This is a genomic window from Floridaenema evergladense BLCC-F167 (assembly GCF_041929205.2).
Classification (GTDB): domain Bacteria; phylum Cyanobacteriota; class Cyanobacteriia; order Cyanobacteriales; family Aerosakkonemataceae; genus Floridanema; species Floridanema evergladense.
Genome location: NZ_CM171625.1, coordinates 62338 through 80461 on the forward strand (window position 1 = coordinate 62338; position 18124 = coordinate 80461).

The window sequence follows — 18124 nt, forward strand, 5'->3', positions numbered from 1 at the left end:
TTAAAATTTAAAGAATATAAAGCAGTAAGAAAAGGACAATCCAAACAATATCGACAAAGTGCCAATAAATTTCTGCTGCTTCTACACCAAAGTGGTTTTCCGAACTGTAATGTCCTGATTTGAGCGATCGCCACAACACCGCCAAAATTAACAGAATACCGAAGCAAACGTGCATTCCGTGAAAGCCAGTCAAAACATAAAAAGTACTGGCATAAATATTACTTTTCAAGCCAAATTCTAAATGACTATACTCGTAAACTTGACCTGCTAAGAAAATCACTCCCATGATGGCAGTGATTAAAAACCAAGTTCTTAAACTTGCCACATTATTGTTTTTTACCGCAGTATCACCTTTATGAATCACAAAACTACTAGCAATCAGAATTGCAGTGTTAATTCCTGGTAGCAATAACTCTCTTTCTGGCGTACCTTCTGGAGGCCAAACAGGGGCAACGGCGCGAAAAGTTAAATAGGCAGCAAACAAACCTAAAAATATCATCCCTTCCGCAACTAGAAATACAATAATGCCAAAAATTCGATGATCGGGATGTGCTTCGTGATGACTAGCTGCTTCAGCTGCACCATGATAATTTAGAGAAGTTTTAGACTCGTCAATTGTTGGACTTTGCATAATTTTCTGATTTGGTTATTGGTCATTTTAACTATTACTCAGATCTTGCAGATCTGGGAGGTAGAACCTCCGGCGATCTCGTTACCAGGTTGAACCTGGTAACGAAAAACAGAGGCTCTGCCTCAAGGTACTCTTATCTCAGTATTAGCCAACGTCTACTTTGACTTCAGCGAGTAATTCTTCCACTGATTTGTTTTCTTCCACTTCTTCAAAATCGATGCCATAATCGTAAGGGCCAGACCATAAAATAGGCTCTTCGTGGAAGTTTTCTACTGGTGGAGGAGAACTAGTCATCCATTCCAAAGTTAGAGCTTTCCAAGGATTAGCAGCAGCTTTTGTCCCATACATCCAACTCCAGATCGCATTTACCAGAAAAGGAATTGTAGAAATTGCCAAAATGTAAGCTCCAATAGTAGCCATTAAATTGAGTGTGGCAAATTTGGGGTCATATTCTGCCACCCGTCTAGGCATACCTTCTAAGCCTAGTTTGTGCATTGGTAAAAAGCACAAATTAAAGCCAATAAGTGTGAGTGCAAAGTGAATTCTTCCCCAAGTTTCATTCACCATTCTGCCTGTCATTTTGGGGAACCAATGATAGATTCCGGCGTAGAGTCCGAACACGCTACCACCGAATAAAACGTAGTGCAAATGTGCGACTACAAAATAGGTATCGTGAACGTGAATGTCAACGGGTACAGAGGCTAACATGATGCCACTTAAGCCGCCAATGACAAACATGGAGACAAAACCCATGCCAAATAACATGGCACTATTTAAGTTTAATTTGCCTCCCCAAATTGTTGCTAACCAACTGAATACTTTAATTCCTGTGGGTATGGCAATTACCATTGTGGCAATCATGAAAAACATTCTTAACCAGGCGGGAGTACCGCTGGTAAACATATGGTGTGCCCAAACAATTAGCCCCAAAAAGCTAATTGCTAAACTGGAATATGCGATCGCCCGATACCCAAAAATCGGCTTGCGGGAATGCACTGGCAAAATATCAGAAATCATCCCAAACATCGGCAGAATCATAATATAAACTGCCGGGTGAGAATAAAACCAGAACATATGTTGATAAACGATCGGATCGCCGCCACCAGTTGGGTTAAAAAATGCCGTTCCTGCTACCAAATCAAAACTGAGCAGAATTAAAGCACCTGCTAATACTGGAGTGGAAACAATAACTAATGCCGAAGTTGCTAACATTGACCAGCAAAATAACGGCATTTGATGCAATCCCATCTCTGGAATTCGCATCTTTAAAAGAGTGACGAGAAAATTTACCGCCCCTAAAATTGAAGAAGTTCCTAATATCAGAACGCTAAGAATCCAAATCAACTCACCCGCTTGACCATTAATTAAACTCAATGGTGGGTAAGATGTCCAACCAGACCCAGCTGCACCAACAAAGAAACTACTTAAAAGTAAAATTCCTCCAGGGGGAACCATCCAAAAAGCCACAGCATTTAGTTTAGGAAATGCCATGTCTTTTGCACCGATCATTAAGGGAATTAAATAGTTACCAAATCCTCCAGTACCTGCCGGAACAATCCACAGAAAAATCATGATTGTGGCGTGGATTGTAAAAAAACTATTGTAAAGTTCTCGGCTGACAAAATCGGAATCTGGAGTAGCTAATTCGGTGCGGACAGCAGAAGCTAATGCTCCACCGATCAGATAAAAAATAAAGGTTGTGACAAGGTATTGAATCCCAATTACCTTGTGATCTGTGGAAAAACTAAAGTATTTTCGCCAATCACCACCAGTTTTTATTTCGGCAGTATGACCTAAATTGGCTGATTCTGTTAGCTGAAGTTGTGTCATAAGAATTGCTAGTTGGTGTTTGGTAGTTGGTAGTTCTGAGATATTGCACTAAGAGGCGGAGCCTCTGTGTTTCGTTCCCAGGTTGAACCTGGGAACGAGGTGTGGGAGGTTGGTTCTACCTCCCTGCTGCCAGATTGTTCCCTTTCACTACCGATTACTTAATGAATGTGTAATTGTTGCAGAGTATCTGAATTAATTCCCATTTCTTGAGCGTAGGGAGTGAGAAATTCAGAAGTTGACATATTTTCGGGATTTACTGCTACTGCTTGATTTAAGTTTTCCTGATTAGCAGCGATTTGAGATTGCAGCCAAGTATCAAACTCTTCTGGTGTTTCTACGATTACTTGGGTTTTCATTGCACCATGATAAGCGCCACAAAGTTCGGCACAAATTACTGGGTAAGTACCTGGTATTTTGGGTGTAAATCGTAGTTGAGTTTCTCTACCGGGAATTGCATCTTGTTTGAGGCGAAATTGCGGTACCCAAAAGGCGTGAATTACGTCATTTGCAGAAATGTTGAGTTTGACTTCACGACCTATGGGAACGTGCAATTCGCCAGAGGTAACACCACTTTCAGGATAATTAAATAACCAAGCAAATTGCAAACCTGTAACGTTAATGTTTAAATCTGGATTTGTACCTTGTTCGTCTGGGGAAGCACCAACACCTAAAGCTAATTGATTGTTTGTTTTGTCGGGTAGGGTGGCTGCGATCGCTGCTCCTGGCATCTTCTTGCTATGATGCGCCATAGTACCATGAGCCGCCATTGGATCTAAGCCACCCATTGAGTTATAAACTTCAAAACTGTAGATTCCAACGATGAGAATAATTACTGCTGGAATTGCCGTCCAGAGAATTTCTAAAGGTACGTTACCATGAACTGGCGGCCCATCTGTAGGGTCATTGGGACGTTTCCGAAATTTGAATAGGCTGTAAATTAAAACACATTCAACTATCAGAAATAAACCTGTAGCAACGGTCATCATCATATTAAATAAACCATCCACCAAAGGTGCTTCTTCTGACACCGCTTCTGGCAGTAGGTGATGATTTTGACCATACCAAAGACTGACGAGGGTCAGTATAATTCCGGCAATCAATGTAGTAATGTTACTTGGTATTTTCACGGGTAGTTATAATTGCTTGCACTACTGCCTAGTTTGTTTGATTTACTATGAACCAAATAGAGTTTTAAGCTGCTCAAACAGTAAATGATTCCGTCTTGATTGTAGACAAGCTATCACCTGTTTTGCTATTTGGTCTGTTAACAAGGTAATGCAAGAGCCAATAAATGTGGAGAATCAAAAGGTAGATTTTTCTGCAATTCCTCCTAAAAGCTGATGCCAAAATTATATTTGTAATGTACAATACATCGACTTACCAAGGGTTGCCTATTAAAGTAAAGCCTGACCAAAAATAGGGATGTGAAAAGTTAAGTTTTCCTGGTTGTCTCAATTCCGGGGGTAAAGAAATTCCTGCTTTTCCGATGCCTTCTAGTTCGTTATTATCTACGACTACTTCTCCTTTAATCATTGCTAATTGAGCAAGTCTGAGTGCTTCGGCGCGAATGGGAGCAGTTTTTAATTGTTCATAAAACTCTGACATTAATGCTAATGTCCCTTGGTCGGATACGTACCACAAACTGGCTAAAGCTGACTGAACTCCAGCTTGAATTGCTAATCCGGCAAAACCTAATTCTACTTGTTTATCACCTAAAGCTGTGCGACAAGCACTTAATACTAATAATTGCACAGGTGGGTCATTCCATTTGACGGTTCTTACTCGATCTAATCCTAATTTTTCATCCCAAAATTGTATGTAAGAATTGCTGGGATTTCCTGGTCTAAATTCGGCGTGAGTGGCGAGGTGAACGATTTCAAATTTGCCAGTATTGCGTTGAGTGTTAAGATTATTTACGGTAAAAGCTTCGTTTAAGGAAATTTCTCCTGACCATAGTTGATTAGCAATAGTAGATAATTCTACTGGTACTGCTGGTAAGGGAGCTTGTTCTTTAAATGTTGAGGCTCCCATTGCTAATACTGTAGAGTTTTTCAAGTTATAAAACTGGGGATTAGTTAAACTAAAACTAGGCATTAAAGAAATACTGTAGCGATCGAGAATAAATCCTTTTCCATCATGTAAAACTGCTAATGGTAACGATCGCAAACCTGCATCAGGAATAAAAATTAAGTTTTTTATTCTCCGTTCTTGTAATTTACCTTCCACCGGAGCAATCAATATTTTGTAGAGTTCTTGTGCGGGAGCTAAGTAACTGTCGGTGTTTAATTTTGTGCGATCGGTTACTTCCATTTGCAATTGTCTAGCTAAGGCAATTATTTGTCCTTTGGTAACATTAGAAATGGGAAAACGTACTGGTTCTCCTTCCGGTGTGATTAAGTATAATTCGACGCGATCGCTATCTTTTTCTTGGCAATTTTCGGCTGTTGATTCATTATTTTCTGTTCTACTAGGAGGACAGGTAACAAGTGTTTCTCCTGCTTGTTCTCCCCGATTAAAAATGATATAGAAAATTGCCGATCTTACACCAGTTTCTGCTTCGTTACGCCGCAGTCGATCGCGAATTTCTTCCAAAGTTTTAATGTTATTAGTAACTGGTAAACCAAAATAAGTTGTAAATTCTTGGGAAAATTTATCTTCTGCTACTCCTAATATGGGATCGATGGGAACTGGAGGAACTTGAGTAACGGGAATTCTCGGTAGCTCAGAAATATTTTCCTGTTGTTGAATTACCTGTGTAATTTCATTGGTTATGGGATTGTCTGGATTGTCTGGATTACCTGGATTGTCTGGATTACCTGGATTACCTGGATTGTCTGGATTACCTGGATTGTCTGGATTACTTGGAAAATCTTGAGTAATAATTTGTATGTTTCCTAAAGTATAAGAACCTGGAAATGATTGAGTCGGCGTAATAGTATCTGTTCCAGTTGTTAAAGCTCCCGCAGTGCCATTTTTATTAGCATTTCCGACTATAAAAGGTGTTTTTAAAGAACCTCCACCATGACGGATAATAATCGAACCATTTCCCGTTCCGCCAGCAGTAGAAATGCTACTATTTACACCTTTGTTATCAATAAAAGTGGCAGTTGAACGGAAGAAACTTTCTGTTGTAATGTCAACTTTTCCCCCAGTTCCTTGACTCCCTCCTTGTGCGTTAATAAACCCAACTTGCACATCATTTGGAGGATCTAAAGTTACTGTTCCACCATCACCAATAGTAGCACTAACGTCGATGTTAGCTGTGGTAATGCGATCGCCAGATTTAACAATTACTGTACCGCCTTTTTCAACTCCGGTTGCAGTTAAATTTCCAGTAGTTATAGCTTTTGGCGCAGTCAGGGTGATAGTTCCCCCAGTTCCAGTATTAGAAACATCTAAATTGCCAGTTTCAACAATACCATTTTGACTATTAGCCGTAATATTTCCGCCTTTTGCAGTTATATTGCTGGTGCGAATATCACCAGTGGTATTTAGTTCAACTCCAGCTCCACTAGTAGTAATATTTCCTTTAAAATTCACATTACCAGTTCCCGCATTGTATTGGATTTGTTGCGCCTTAATTGTAGAATTCGCTGTTAAATCTCTGGCGTTAGTAATTAAAATATTGCCAATTTCTTTACTGCTACCAACAGCACCATTAAAGGTAACATTACCAGTTGCAGCAGATAAAGTTAAATTGTTAGCTTTACCAGCTTCACTATCTACTGTATTACCAAAAGTTATGCTTCCATTTCCCGAATTAAAAACAGCATTGTCTGTAAGAATTACTGGTACATTAATAGACAAGTCACTAGCAGTATTGATACCTTGGGAAACAAAAAGATTGCCAGCACTACTAATATCTAATTTGCTTAAAGGTGAATTTTTACCAACACCTGCATTAAAGCGAATGTTTCCACTACCTGCAACTAAATTTAACTGTTTAGCACCATCTAATGAACCATTAAAAGTAAGATCGCTTCCTCCTAAACCTGTACTAACTGTAATATCATTTCCTAACTGAATTGCTCGACCCAAAGTAATATTTTGATTTTCAGTTGTCAGATTTGCATTTAGATTGATTAGCGCACTATCTAAAGTAATTGAAGCGTTATCTTTGGCAATAATTGCGCCATTAACATTAATTGTGCCACTTCCCGATCGAATTGTAATCGGATCGTTAAATGTCACTTCTTTAACTGATACTAATCCTGTCCCATCTGTACGTCCGATAACGATTGAACTAAAGCCATTTTCTAGGTTAGCTAAAGTGTTAGCAGAGAGGTTAAACGCACCTGGAATAGAATCTGCGATCGCAACTGTTTGATTAGCCTCTGCTGGTTCTAAAATTAAATTACCACTACCCGTAACTTTACCACTAAAAACAATTTCTCCTGCTCTTAAATTTAGGGAATTAGTACCAGCAAATAAGCCGGAATTAAATGCGATCGTACCTGTACCAGGATTAAATTTAGTCTCACCTGTTAAGTTAATAAAACTATTAAATCTGATGTCATTATTTGTAGTAGTAATATTTCCCGAAGTAAAAACTTCACCAGTTCCTATTTGATTAAATGCACCATCCAAATTAACATCCGATTTAAGATTTAAAGCACCACTATTGTTAATAGTAAAACCACCATTATTGGTGGCAGTAACTATACCATTCAAATTAAAAGCTTTACCAGTTAAATTAATACCTTGTGGATTATTAGTATCTAAAATACCTAAATTAGTTGTACCAATTCCCGATTTTTGAGTAATACTAGCAGCCTTAATTGTATTAGCATTGACATCAGTTGCACTGCTAATAATTAAATCACCAAGTCGCGTATTACTGCCAACCGCACCAGCAAAATTAACATTACCTGTTCCAGCATTTAATGTTAAATTCGCCTTGCCATCTAAGCTGTTATTAAAACTAATATCTCCAATGCCTGCACCCGTATCTAAAACCGTATCTCCCAGCAAAGTCACCGCACTTTTGAAACTAATTTCATCGCTGGTAGTCGTCAGTTTTCCTGCTAAAGAAACTGCGCCTTCCCCTATTTGTTTGAATGCGCCATCTAAACTAAATATTGCTGCATCCAACGTCAAAGGACTAGCATTGCTAATCGTAAATCCACCATTGTTTGTCGTTATAACTTTTCCATTAAATCCAAAACTATTACCTATAAGATTAATTCCTGTAGCGCTATTTGTGTTTAAATCTCCTAAAGTTGTTACCCCTGTTCCCGCTTTTTGCGTGATGCTTGCTGCACTAATTGATTTAGCATTAACATCAGTTGCACTGCTAATAATTAAATCACTCAATCGCGTATTACTGCCAACCGCACCAGCAAAATTAACATTACCTATTCCGGCATTTAATGTTAAATTCGCCTTGCCATCTAAGCTGTTATTAAAACTAATATCTCCAATGCCTGCACCCGTATCTAAAACCGTATCTCCCAGCAAAGTCACCGCACTTTTGAAACTAATTTCATCGCTGGTAGTCGTCAGTTTTCCTGCTAAAGAAACTGCGCCTTCCCCTATTTGTTTGAATGCGCCATCTAAACTAAATATTGCTGCATCCAACGTCAAAGGACTAGCATTGCTAATCGTAAATCCACCATTGTTTGTCGTTATAACTTTTCCATTAAATCCAAAACTATTACCTATAAGATTAATTCCTGTAGCGCTATTTGTGTTTAAATCTCCTAAAGTTGTTACCCCTGTTCCCGCTTTTTGCGTGATGCTTGCTGCACTAATTGATTTAGCATTAACATCAGTTGCACTGCTAATAATTAAATCACTCAATCGCGTATTACTGCCAACCGCACCAGCAAAATTAACATTACCTGTTCCGGCATTTAATGTTAAATTCGCCTTGCCATCTAAGCTGTTATTAAAACTAATATCTCCAATCCCTGCACCCGTATCTAAAACAGTATCTCCCAGCAAAGTCACCGCACTTTTAAAACTAATTTCATCGCTGGTAGTCGTCAGTTTTCCTGCTAAAGAAACTGCGCCTTCCCCTACTTGTTTGAATGCGCCGTCTAAACTAAATATTGCTGCATCTAATGTTAAAGGACTTACGTTACTAATCGTAAATCCGCCATTGTTTGTCGTTGTGACTTTTCCATTGAATCCGAAACTATTTCCTATTAGGTTAATTCCACTGGCGCTATTTGTGTTTAAATCTCCTAATTTTGTTACCCCTGTTCCCGCTTTTTGCGTGATGCTTGCTGCACTAATTGATTTGGCGGTAATGTTTTTAGCGCTATTAATAACGAAATCATTTAAAGGTGTTAAACTTCCCACTGCGCCACTTAAATTAATGTCGCCTGTACCTGTTTCTAAAGTGAGTTTTTGATTACCATCAATTGTGCCATCAACCGAAATATTCCCACCAGCAGTTACGCCTGTGCTGAGAGTGACATTTTTGCCTAATGAAACACTACCTTTAAGGTTAATATCTTGTTCAGCAGTGGTGATATTTCCATTTAAATTAGTTTTTCCACTTAAAGTAATAGAGGCATTATCTGTTCCGGTAATCGCACCATTGACGATAATTTGACCATTAGGAGATTGAATAATTACTGGGTCGCTAAATGCGATCGCACTTGGTATACTAACTACACCACTACCATTTTCAGCACCAATAGTAATTGCCGCAAAACCTTCTGCAAAAACATCAAAATTAACAGCAGAAATATCTAAATTTTTACTAGGCGTGAAAGGTTGAAGTAGTAAATTCCCTTTTCCTTGAATAGAATTTGTTTTTCCCGCAAAACTAATTTTATCGCTAGTTAAACTAATATTTCCTGTTTGTGGTAAACCATTAGCATTAATTGTTCCGACTGTAATCCCATTAGGTGCGCTTAAGCTAACATTGCCAGCAATTCCATTTACAGAACTAGTATCTAAAACTCCCGTCGAAGTGTCAATTAATCCAGCACTACTAATAACCGAAATATCGCCACCTTTCCCCACACCACCTGTTTTAGAAATAATATCTTTAGTAGTAATGTTACCTTTGGCGTTGAATGTAACTGCGCCTCCATTGTCAGCAGCAGATGAAGAGTTAACAACTCCTGTTGCAGTATTAATTATGCCATTTTGACTGACTAAACTAATTATTCCACCTGATCCATTACTCCGAGAAGCAGAATCAATATTTGCCGTAACAATATCACCTTTAGCAGTAAAATTAACTGCTCCTCCATTACCATTATCAGAAGAGGAATCTACATCACCAGCACTAGTATTAATTCCGCCTGTAGTACTACTAAAAGTAATCTTTGCACCATCTCCTTTACCGGAGTTTACTACATAAGCAAGTACTTCTCTAGTTGTGATATCACCTAAAGCATTAAATGTTATTTCTCCAGCATTTCCAAAAGTAGTTCCAGCATCAATACGTCCTTTACTAGTATCAATTTTTCCAGTTGCACTAGTCAGGGAAATACTACCAGCATTACCAATACTTCCTTCACCGATATGAGAGAGTATTGAACTACTAATAATGTCACCTTTAGCATTAATTGTTATGGGACCACCATTCCCAGTGATACCACTACTAGAAATTCCGGCTCTAGTATCAATATCAGCACTAGTATCAACAGAACCGCCTGTACTAGTAATACTAACTTTTCCACCATTACCACCTTTAGCATTACCTTGCGCCGTCAAATTACTAGTAGTAATATCGCCAGCAGCTTTCAGAGTTATGTCACCTGCATCCCTATCAGAAATAGCTGAAGAATTTAAGGTTCCTGATGTTGTATTAATTACTCCATTATTGCTAGTTATAGTAATTCCTTTAGGTGCAGTGATATTACCTGTATTAATATCTAAATTTGCTAGTAAGGTTACAGTAGCATCATCTTTTCCGGTAATATTAAAGCCTGTAGTTTTTATATTTCCTGTGCCTACTGGAGATTGCAAAATTAGCGGGTCGTTAAAGGTAACATTACCAATTACACTAATCGTACCACTACTATTCTCTCTACCTATAACTAGAGAACTAAAACCATCTTTTAAAGCGTTAATATCAAAGGTTGTGAGGGTTAAATTAGATATGATTTCCTGTTCGCTTGTACCACCAATATTAATATCTAAGCTGGGAGTTGCAGGTTGTAAAATTAATTTATTAGTACCACTAACGGAAGCTGTTCCACCTTTAAAATTAATTGCGTTTGCTGTAAAAGTTAACTGATTATTACCTGCAACTAATTGCTGATTAACATTAATTGTAGCCGTACCAGCGTTTAAAATTGAGTTTCCTAATACTGTTACTGGAGCATTAAAATTAATGTCGCTATTGTTAGTGGTAATGTTACCAGCTAACTCGATATTTCCTGCACTAGTAATATCCAGTTTTCCTAATGGTATTGTTTCGCCAATAACAGCATTAAATCTAATCGTACCTGTACCAGCTTCTAAAGTTAATTTTTGCGTACCATCAACTTTACCAGTGAAGTTAATATCTCCAGAAACGCTTGCACCTGTACTAACACTAGCGTCTTTATTTAAGGTGACTTTACCATTAAAATCTACATTTCCTCCAGCGATACTTCCCTTGGTTGAAATGTTGCCTGGAATAATATTAATCGGGGAATTAAGAAGTACTGATCCTCCAGTATTTGCATTACTATTAGTGTCAATTTTTCCAGCAGTAGTATTAATTGTGCCACCACTACTAATTAAACTTACATTTCCACCATCGCCACTGCTAGAATTGATAGCAATTATATCGCTTGTAGTAATATTCCCTGTAGCTTTAAGAAGAATTGAGCCGACTTTACTTATGCTTGAAGTATTTAATTGTCCATTGCTAGTATCAATGTTGCCACCCGTACTAGTAATATTAATTCCTCCAGTAGCAGTGACATTTTTAGTGGTAATATTGCCACCTGTAGTTAGTGTAATTGTGTCATCAATGGGAACGTCTAAATTACCATTGGCGGTAATGTTACCTGTGCTAGATTGAATTGTTAGTGGAGAATTAAATGTAGCACCTGTAGAATCAACAGTTATATTGCCAGTACCTTGAGTGCTACCAATAATTAATTGAGTAATATTAGTTAATTGATTGCGATCGTTCGGCGATATATCTAAAACATCCGTATTATCAAGGGTATCGCCAGCAATTCTAATTGCTTCAGTTGTTGAAGAAGGTTCTAAAGTAACGACACCACCTGCAATACTGGAATTAAAATCAATCTCATTTCCTATGAGGATAATATCTCCTTTACCTGCATTACCAGTAGTATCGATCGCAGTTATATCAATCCTAGTCAAAGCTTTAAGACTGACTTTTCCGCCAACTCCACTTCCACCTGTAGCAATGATATTTCCTAGCACATTTCCATATCCACCACCAACTCCTCCGATCGCACCACCAGTGCTAATAATACTAATATCACCCCCACCATTAGTACCGCTAGAATTTGCTAAAGTACTTAACAATATATTTTTACTAGCTGTGACATTAATATTTCCACCTTTGCCATTAGCGGAAGATGAATCTAAAATCCGTGCATTGATTTCATCGCCACTTTTTATTGTAATATTTCCGCCATTTTTGGTGCTAGAAGAAGAGTCAATTATTCCATTAAAGGTCATCGGACCACCACTGGTTATACTAATATCTCCTCCACCAGTAGTCACTCCATTAATTTCCAATTCAGCTTTCGCTTCTAGATTGACATTTCCAGATTTATCCCCGAATGTTCCGGTTGTATTGAAGCTACCCGTTATTAGTTTTCCACCTAATGCTTGAACAGTAATTGCACCACCTTGCGTGCGAATTTCATCGAAAACATCAATAAATTTAACCGAACCATTTGTAGAAGTAATTCGTAAACTACCTTTGTCTAAATTTAATCCTACCAAATTGTCATTGATTGATGGTATATCATCAATGGTAATATCTCCACTAGCCTCTAAAATTACATTTGCACTACTTCCTAAACTATTAATTGCTTTCCAAGTAACAGTATTTTTTGGTTGATCTGGATCTCCAGCTAATATTTGATTATCACTAATCAAATTACTGTCTTGATCTCCTACCCCACCCCCAAGAGTAGTTCCTCCAAGGGTATCTGAAATAATTAAAAAAGAAGGATCTAAAAGTAATGTGCCAGTTTTACCATTGGGTGCAGAAGTATCTACATCGCCATTAAAGTTTAAAATATCAGCACTGGAAACTTCTACAAATCCTCCATCACCGGAATTACTCCCACCTTTGGCGCTAATTTTGCCATTAAAAGTGGTTGCTTCATCACTCCAAATAATTACTTTTCCACCATTACCAGCAGTGAAACTATCGGCTTTAATAATAGTGTCATTACTAATCAAAACACGGGAAGCATTGGGTAATTTTCCCTGTCCTTTATAATCCCCACCAATGTGTATATTCCCGCCGTCTTTAGTTCCAGAAGCGTTAACATTGGCATTAATTACACCAATTTTATCTCCTAATATATTGATGTTACCACCTGTTTCTCCAGAGGCTTCAATTTTGCCGGAAACTATTGCTGTATTTCCTTCGGTAGGAATGCGAATTCCCGATCCTGTAAGTTCTACGCTACCATCTTTGTTAACAGTAACTCCTGTGGCATTACCGCCTGTTCCGCCAGTTAACATTTGCGGTAGACTAGCGATCGGTAAATTAAAATCATTCGGTTGAGTTGCACTGTTTCCTATTGGTTGAACTTCTAAACTTAATAAAAATCCTGGTTGTGAAAGTCTGACTAAACTAGTACCAGGAACAGCTGCAACGGTAATGTTTCCTTGAGGCGCGGTTAAAGTTCCAGTGTTAATAACTGTTCCCGCTAATAAGTTTAAATCTTGACCTAATCCTACTGCTAAATCCCCGGAATTAATAATTGTTCCCGGTTGTTGCATGGTAAAGGCAAAGGCGTTAGGATTACCAACTAATGCAGTATAATTATTGTTACCTGTAGCGTTAAACCAATTATTACCAAAACCAATGCCGTTAGCGGTAGTTGCGGTAAAAGCAGCAGGAACGTTTAATCGAGCATTTCCTCCAAATACAATGCCTGAAGGGTTCATTAAAAATAGGTTGGAATTGCCTCCAGTTATTTGAATTAAACCGTTAATGTAGGAGATTTCGCCGCCGTTAATTCTGGCAAGAATGTTCCGAATATTTGGTTGGGATAAAAAGTTAGCAATCTGTTGGTTATCAAGTCCAAATCTTGTAAAACTGTGGAATAAATTTGCACCATCTCTCGACCTTTGTCCGCCTGTAATGTCGAAGCGATTTCCTTGCGGGTTAACTATAGTGTTTGTCCCATCTTTGGCGGGAACAATTGGTTGAGCGAAAGCTGGATTAATATTAAATAAGGCGAGGGAAGATATGAAAAATGTACAGGCGAAAATTTTATGTTTCTTCTGGGTTTTGAGTGAGGGTTTTTCTAGGTTTTGTTTGTTAATTAAATAAAATTTACTTTGGATTTGTCCGTTGATTTCTTGTAGTTGTACGGTGAGGGAAAAGCGATCGCTTAATCCCCGTCTTTCTAACGCCTGGTTAATAACTTTTTGGGAATATTGAATCACTTCCAACTGTTGTTGCTGGGTGATACTTTCGCTATGATTACGATAATAGTAAAGCGGTTTATTTATATGTCTTATTTGCGTAACTTCCGAAAATTTCAAACATAAATCATAATCAGGTGCATATTTAACTGATTCGTCAATACCTCCTACTTGTTCAAACACTGCACGCCGGAACAAACGGAAGTGAAAAGTCATAAAATCGAGCAATAAACCTTCTGGAGAATAAGGAATCTTACACCGTTCTCCGTAACCAATTATTTCGCCACTTGCAGAAATATCTAAATAATCGGTATAAACTAAACCTACTTCTGGATAAATATCAAGTATTGATGCGGTTTCTGCTAATGCTGTCGGCGCGAGTAAATCATCGCTATCTACCCACCCCAAATACTCACCTGTAGTTTGGGAAATTGCTGCTTTTCGGGATAAAGTTTCTCCTTGATGTTTTGCGGTTATTACCCTTACTCGTCGATCGTTTTTAGCGTAATTTTGAGCAATTTCTACCGAATTATCTGTAGAACCATCATCCCAAATTAATAACTCGAAGTCATGCTTAGTTTGTGCTAGCACGCTTTCGATCGCAGCACGTAAATAACGATCGCGGTTGTAGGTGATTATGACTAAAGAAATTGTAGCTGACATGGCAATATTAATCTGTGAATTTGTAAAAATAAATTACATTTAACTTGCTTAAAAGATCGGCACCCAGAAAAAGTCAGTGAGATTATTATGCCTTATTTTTTCAGATGTGGTACCGTGCGAGAACAAATTTAGAGAGGTTAAAATTTTTAATGCTTCTTAGGCAAAAGCATTTCCCGATTCTACCTTACACCGCTATGTCAAAAATTAAAAATTTATTCCTGAGTTTCTGAATCAATTTTTGTATATTAAATATGAATTTTTGTTTGCTGATATTAAAGTTTAGCTCGATCGCCTATAAAGATTCTCAAATAGGCATTTACTGTACACAAACTAAGTGTCGTATAGTTGTTTTAACCACCAAAACCTTTCTCAGATCTGGCAGCAATGGAGGTATAACCTCCTTTCACCTCGTTCTCAGGTTGAACCTGGGAACGAGAAACAGAGGCTCCGCGTTCTCAGGTTGAACCTGGGAACGAGAAACAGAGGCTCCGCTCAGGAGTGCAAGATCTCAGTTTACCGATCTTCTTTAACAGCAGAATTCTCTAATACCAAATGCTCTTGATTATCATCAAAGGGATTATTAAAAAATGACCCCGTTTGCGGTGGTAAATCAGGATCGAAAACAATTTCTACGATACTTTTAATTACACCAGTCAAGGGAATTGCCAGAATTACGCCTAACAACCCACCAAATTTAGCTCCTAATAATAAAGCCATAAAAAGAATTACTGGCGAAAACCCCGTTAAACCTCCCATCAACCTGGGAGAAACTAAATTGTCTTTAATTTGTTGAAGGATCACTGAAGTTCCTAAAACTTGCAATGCTAACCACCAATTAATAAAAGCTACTATGATTACTACTGTACCAATTCCTAAAGTTGCTCCTACAAAAGGAATTACTTCCATTAAGCCAATAAAAACGGCAAATAACAGAAAGAACGGTACTTTTAATACCCAAAAAGCAACTGTTAATACTATTGCCATAAATAAACCTAAAAGTAATTGACCGGAGATAAATTTTTGCAAATTTTTTTGCAGTGATTCAGTCAATACTTGGCTAACTACAGGTGATAAAAAGCTGGTAATTCCTCCCCAAACTTTTTCTCCATCAACTAGCATATAAAAGGAGATAACTAAAATAAAAATTAAGTCGAGGAACCAGTTAAATGTGCCAACTACTAAACCTAAACCTTTACTGGCAATTACCTCTGCTTGAGCTTGCACTCTAGATAATAATTGAGAAGCTAAAATTCGCACATCAAATGGTAAATTATGCTCGGCACTCCAAACCTGGAAATTATCTAATTGTTGCCGTCCAGATTGTACCAAGGAAGGCAAATTAGTGACTAATTGTAATCCTTGATTAAACACTGGTGGTACAACTGTCAGACCAATAAATGTAATGGTAAAAATTGCTGCTAAATACACTAATGCTATAGCTACAATTCTGGGTAAAAATCGTTGTAAAACTTTTACCGGGTAGTTGAATAAAAATGCCAGTAGTGCAGCTGTGAGAAAAACGCTAACTAATTCGCCGACATAACCAATTGTTACTAAAGTTGCCCAACTAGCTGCTAATACTAGCAGCCAAGTTATCATAAACTTTTGTACAGGTGAGAAAATTGAGTAATCTTTGTTCATGGTTAGTTAATTATTAAACATGGCTAATTATATATTAATGATGCCGATCGACAAACTGAATTACTCCCCATTGTCCGTTAGTTAACCATTGAGCATCCTGTTGCGGAAGTTGCTCTAGTTGTTCGGTTGATAAACCTGCGGCTACTTCTGATTTTAATGTGCGGAGTGCTACAAAAGGTGCGGGGAAGTAAGATGTAATACTTTGATAAGGAGTGGTGTATTCCCAGTGACGATCGCCAATTGTCCGCCGATAATTAGCATCACCTTTAACTATAATTAAACTAGATTTGGTTAATTCTTGATACAGCAATTCTGGCATTTCCCAAAAAGCTAAAGGCGATGTCCAAAATAAATTTTCTTGGCAAATTAACCTCCCCTGCTCTATATAATCTTTTAATCGCAAACCTAATTCTTTAACATTTACATCAGTTGCTTGAGCGAGAAATTCTATTGTATATAAAACATCTTTACTCATCGCATCGGAAACAAAAATTGGATGAGCTTTTAAATGTAAATGAACTACCGCAGCCAGATTACTCGCTAACAAGTAATCTGCCAAACAGAGATCGCCAATTAACTCAAAACCTGCATTATCAACTATAAAATCAATTCTTAAATTCTGGAAATTAACAACTTTTTCAGCAATAATTGCTGTATCATCTACTAATATAAAAGATTGTTCGCGAGTTGATTCTACCCGACTGCTTCCCCCTTCCAGAATAGGCCATAGACTTAAATCTACTCGATTTCCCCACAAGTCAGCCGATAAAAGTTGCCCAAAAGCATTTTTTTTCGTTTCTATATCTGTGGCGGAAGCGATCGCACTTTTCCCAAATTCACTTAAAGTCCCAATTGCATCAATTGTGGTTTCTAAACCTAAACGTTTTTGCTTCTCATAAGGATCGACATTTTGCCAAGAACCTACTTGGAAATAAGTTGTTGCTTCTAAAATCCGTCGGTAAAAATATGCCTCAGCAAAATACCAAGGAACCTCCAACCAATTATTGCCTTTGTATGGCTCAATATAACCCGTCCAATCTGCCAAATCTGGAGCATCTACATCTTGTAAATCCCGAATCTTTCCATTAGGTATTTCTGCAATTAAAACTTGCAAATTTTGCTCAATTGATAGCGGAAAATCATTTTCAGCAATTACTCTTTGAGCAATTTCTGGTAGCCTTACACAAACTGTAAAATGAGCAAAAGAACCAATTTCTGCACCCTTAATCTCGGTTGGGATAGGAAGAGAAGGTCTTAATTTCTGAATGTTATTCGGTGTCATCGCAACCACACTCATCCAAATTTAGTTTATAGATTTTAAATTTTAGATTGATTCTCTAGATAAATCTACTTGCTCAAGTTCGGGCTATCAATGATAAGATGAAAGATCCTTGCTGCTGGAGGCTGTTGCCAAAAGCGGCCTTGTTGTCCAAAAGGGGAGAAATATGAATAGCTACGAAACAATGTATATTTTGCGTCCTGATTTATTAGATGAACAAGTGAATCAGGCTGTGGAAAAGTATCAGAATATGCTGCGCGATCAAGGCGCTCAAGATATCAATGTGCAACTGCGTGGGAAACACCGTTTAGCCTACGAAATCAACAGACAACGCGATGGTATCTATGTGCAAATGAATTACCAAGCTAAAGGTAATGTCGTTGCTCCCCTAGAAAGAGCGATGCGCTTGAGTGAAGATGTAATTCGTTATCTAACAATTAGGCTGGAAGATGTTTCCACTAAAGCTGAAGCTGATGCGGAAGAAGAACCCGCAGAAGCTACTGCTTAGATTGCGATTAGTAGAGAGGTTTTATGAA

Annotated in this window: 7 protein-coding genes; 1 reads left to right on the plus strand and 6 read right to left on the minus strand. The window is 37.9% G+C overall.

Annotated elements, in window-relative coordinates:
- Positions 1 to 7 precede the first annotated feature (7 nt).
- The 6 genes from ACE1CA_RS00305 to ACE1CA_RS00330 all read right to left on the minus strand — a co-directional run bounded on the left by ACE1CA_RS00305 (position 8) and on the right by ACE1CA_RS00330 (position 17591).
- Positions 8 to 631: a cytochrome c oxidase subunit 3 gene (locus tag ACE1CA_RS00305; RefSeq protein ID WP_413276941.1), complete on the minus strand. Its 624-nt coding sequence runs from the start codon at positions 629 to 631 to the stop codon at positions 8 to 10.
- Between the two features lie 144 nt (positions 632 to 775).
- Positions 776 to 2461, minus strand: a complete 1686-nt coding sequence (gene ctaD, locus ACE1CA_RS00310) for a cytochrome c oxidase subunit I (RefSeq protein ID WP_413276942.1) — start codon at positions 2459 to 2461, stop codon at positions 776 to 778.
- Between the two features lie 158 nt (positions 2462 to 2619).
- On the minus strand, positions 2620 to 3588 hold the full coding sequence (locus ACE1CA_RS00315; protein WP_413276943.1) for a cytochrome c oxidase subunit II: 969 nt from the start codon (positions 3586 to 3588) through the stop codon (positions 2620 to 2622).
- Positions 3589 to 3838: 250 nt separating this feature from the next.
- Positions 3839 to 14668, minus strand: a complete 10830-nt coding sequence (locus ACE1CA_RS00320) for a CHAT domain-containing protein (RefSeq protein WP_486517599.1) — start codon at positions 14666 to 14668, stop codon at positions 3839 to 3841.
- A gap of 513 nt (positions 14669 to 15181) precedes the next feature.
- Positions 15182 to 16309: an AI-2E family transporter gene (locus ACE1CA_RS00325; protein WP_486517600.1), complete on the minus strand. Its 1128-nt coding sequence runs from the start codon at positions 16307 to 16309 to the stop codon at positions 15182 to 15184.
- 34 nt (positions 16310 to 16343) lie between these two features.
- On the minus strand, positions 16344 to 17591 hold the full coding sequence (locus ACE1CA_RS00330; protein ID WP_486517601.1) for a damage-control phosphatase ARMT1 family protein: 1248 nt from the start codon (positions 17589 to 17591) through the stop codon (positions 16344 to 16346).
- 163 nt (positions 17592 to 17754) lie between these two features.
- Here ACE1CA_RS00330 and rpsF point away from each other — a divergent pair, with 163 nt between their 5' ends.
- Entirely contained in the window at positions 17755 to 18096 is a 342-nt protein-coding gene (gene rpsF, locus ACE1CA_RS00335; RefSeq protein ID WP_413276947.1) for a 30S ribosomal protein S6, read from the plus strand.
- Positions 18097 to 18124 lie beyond the last annotated feature (28 nt).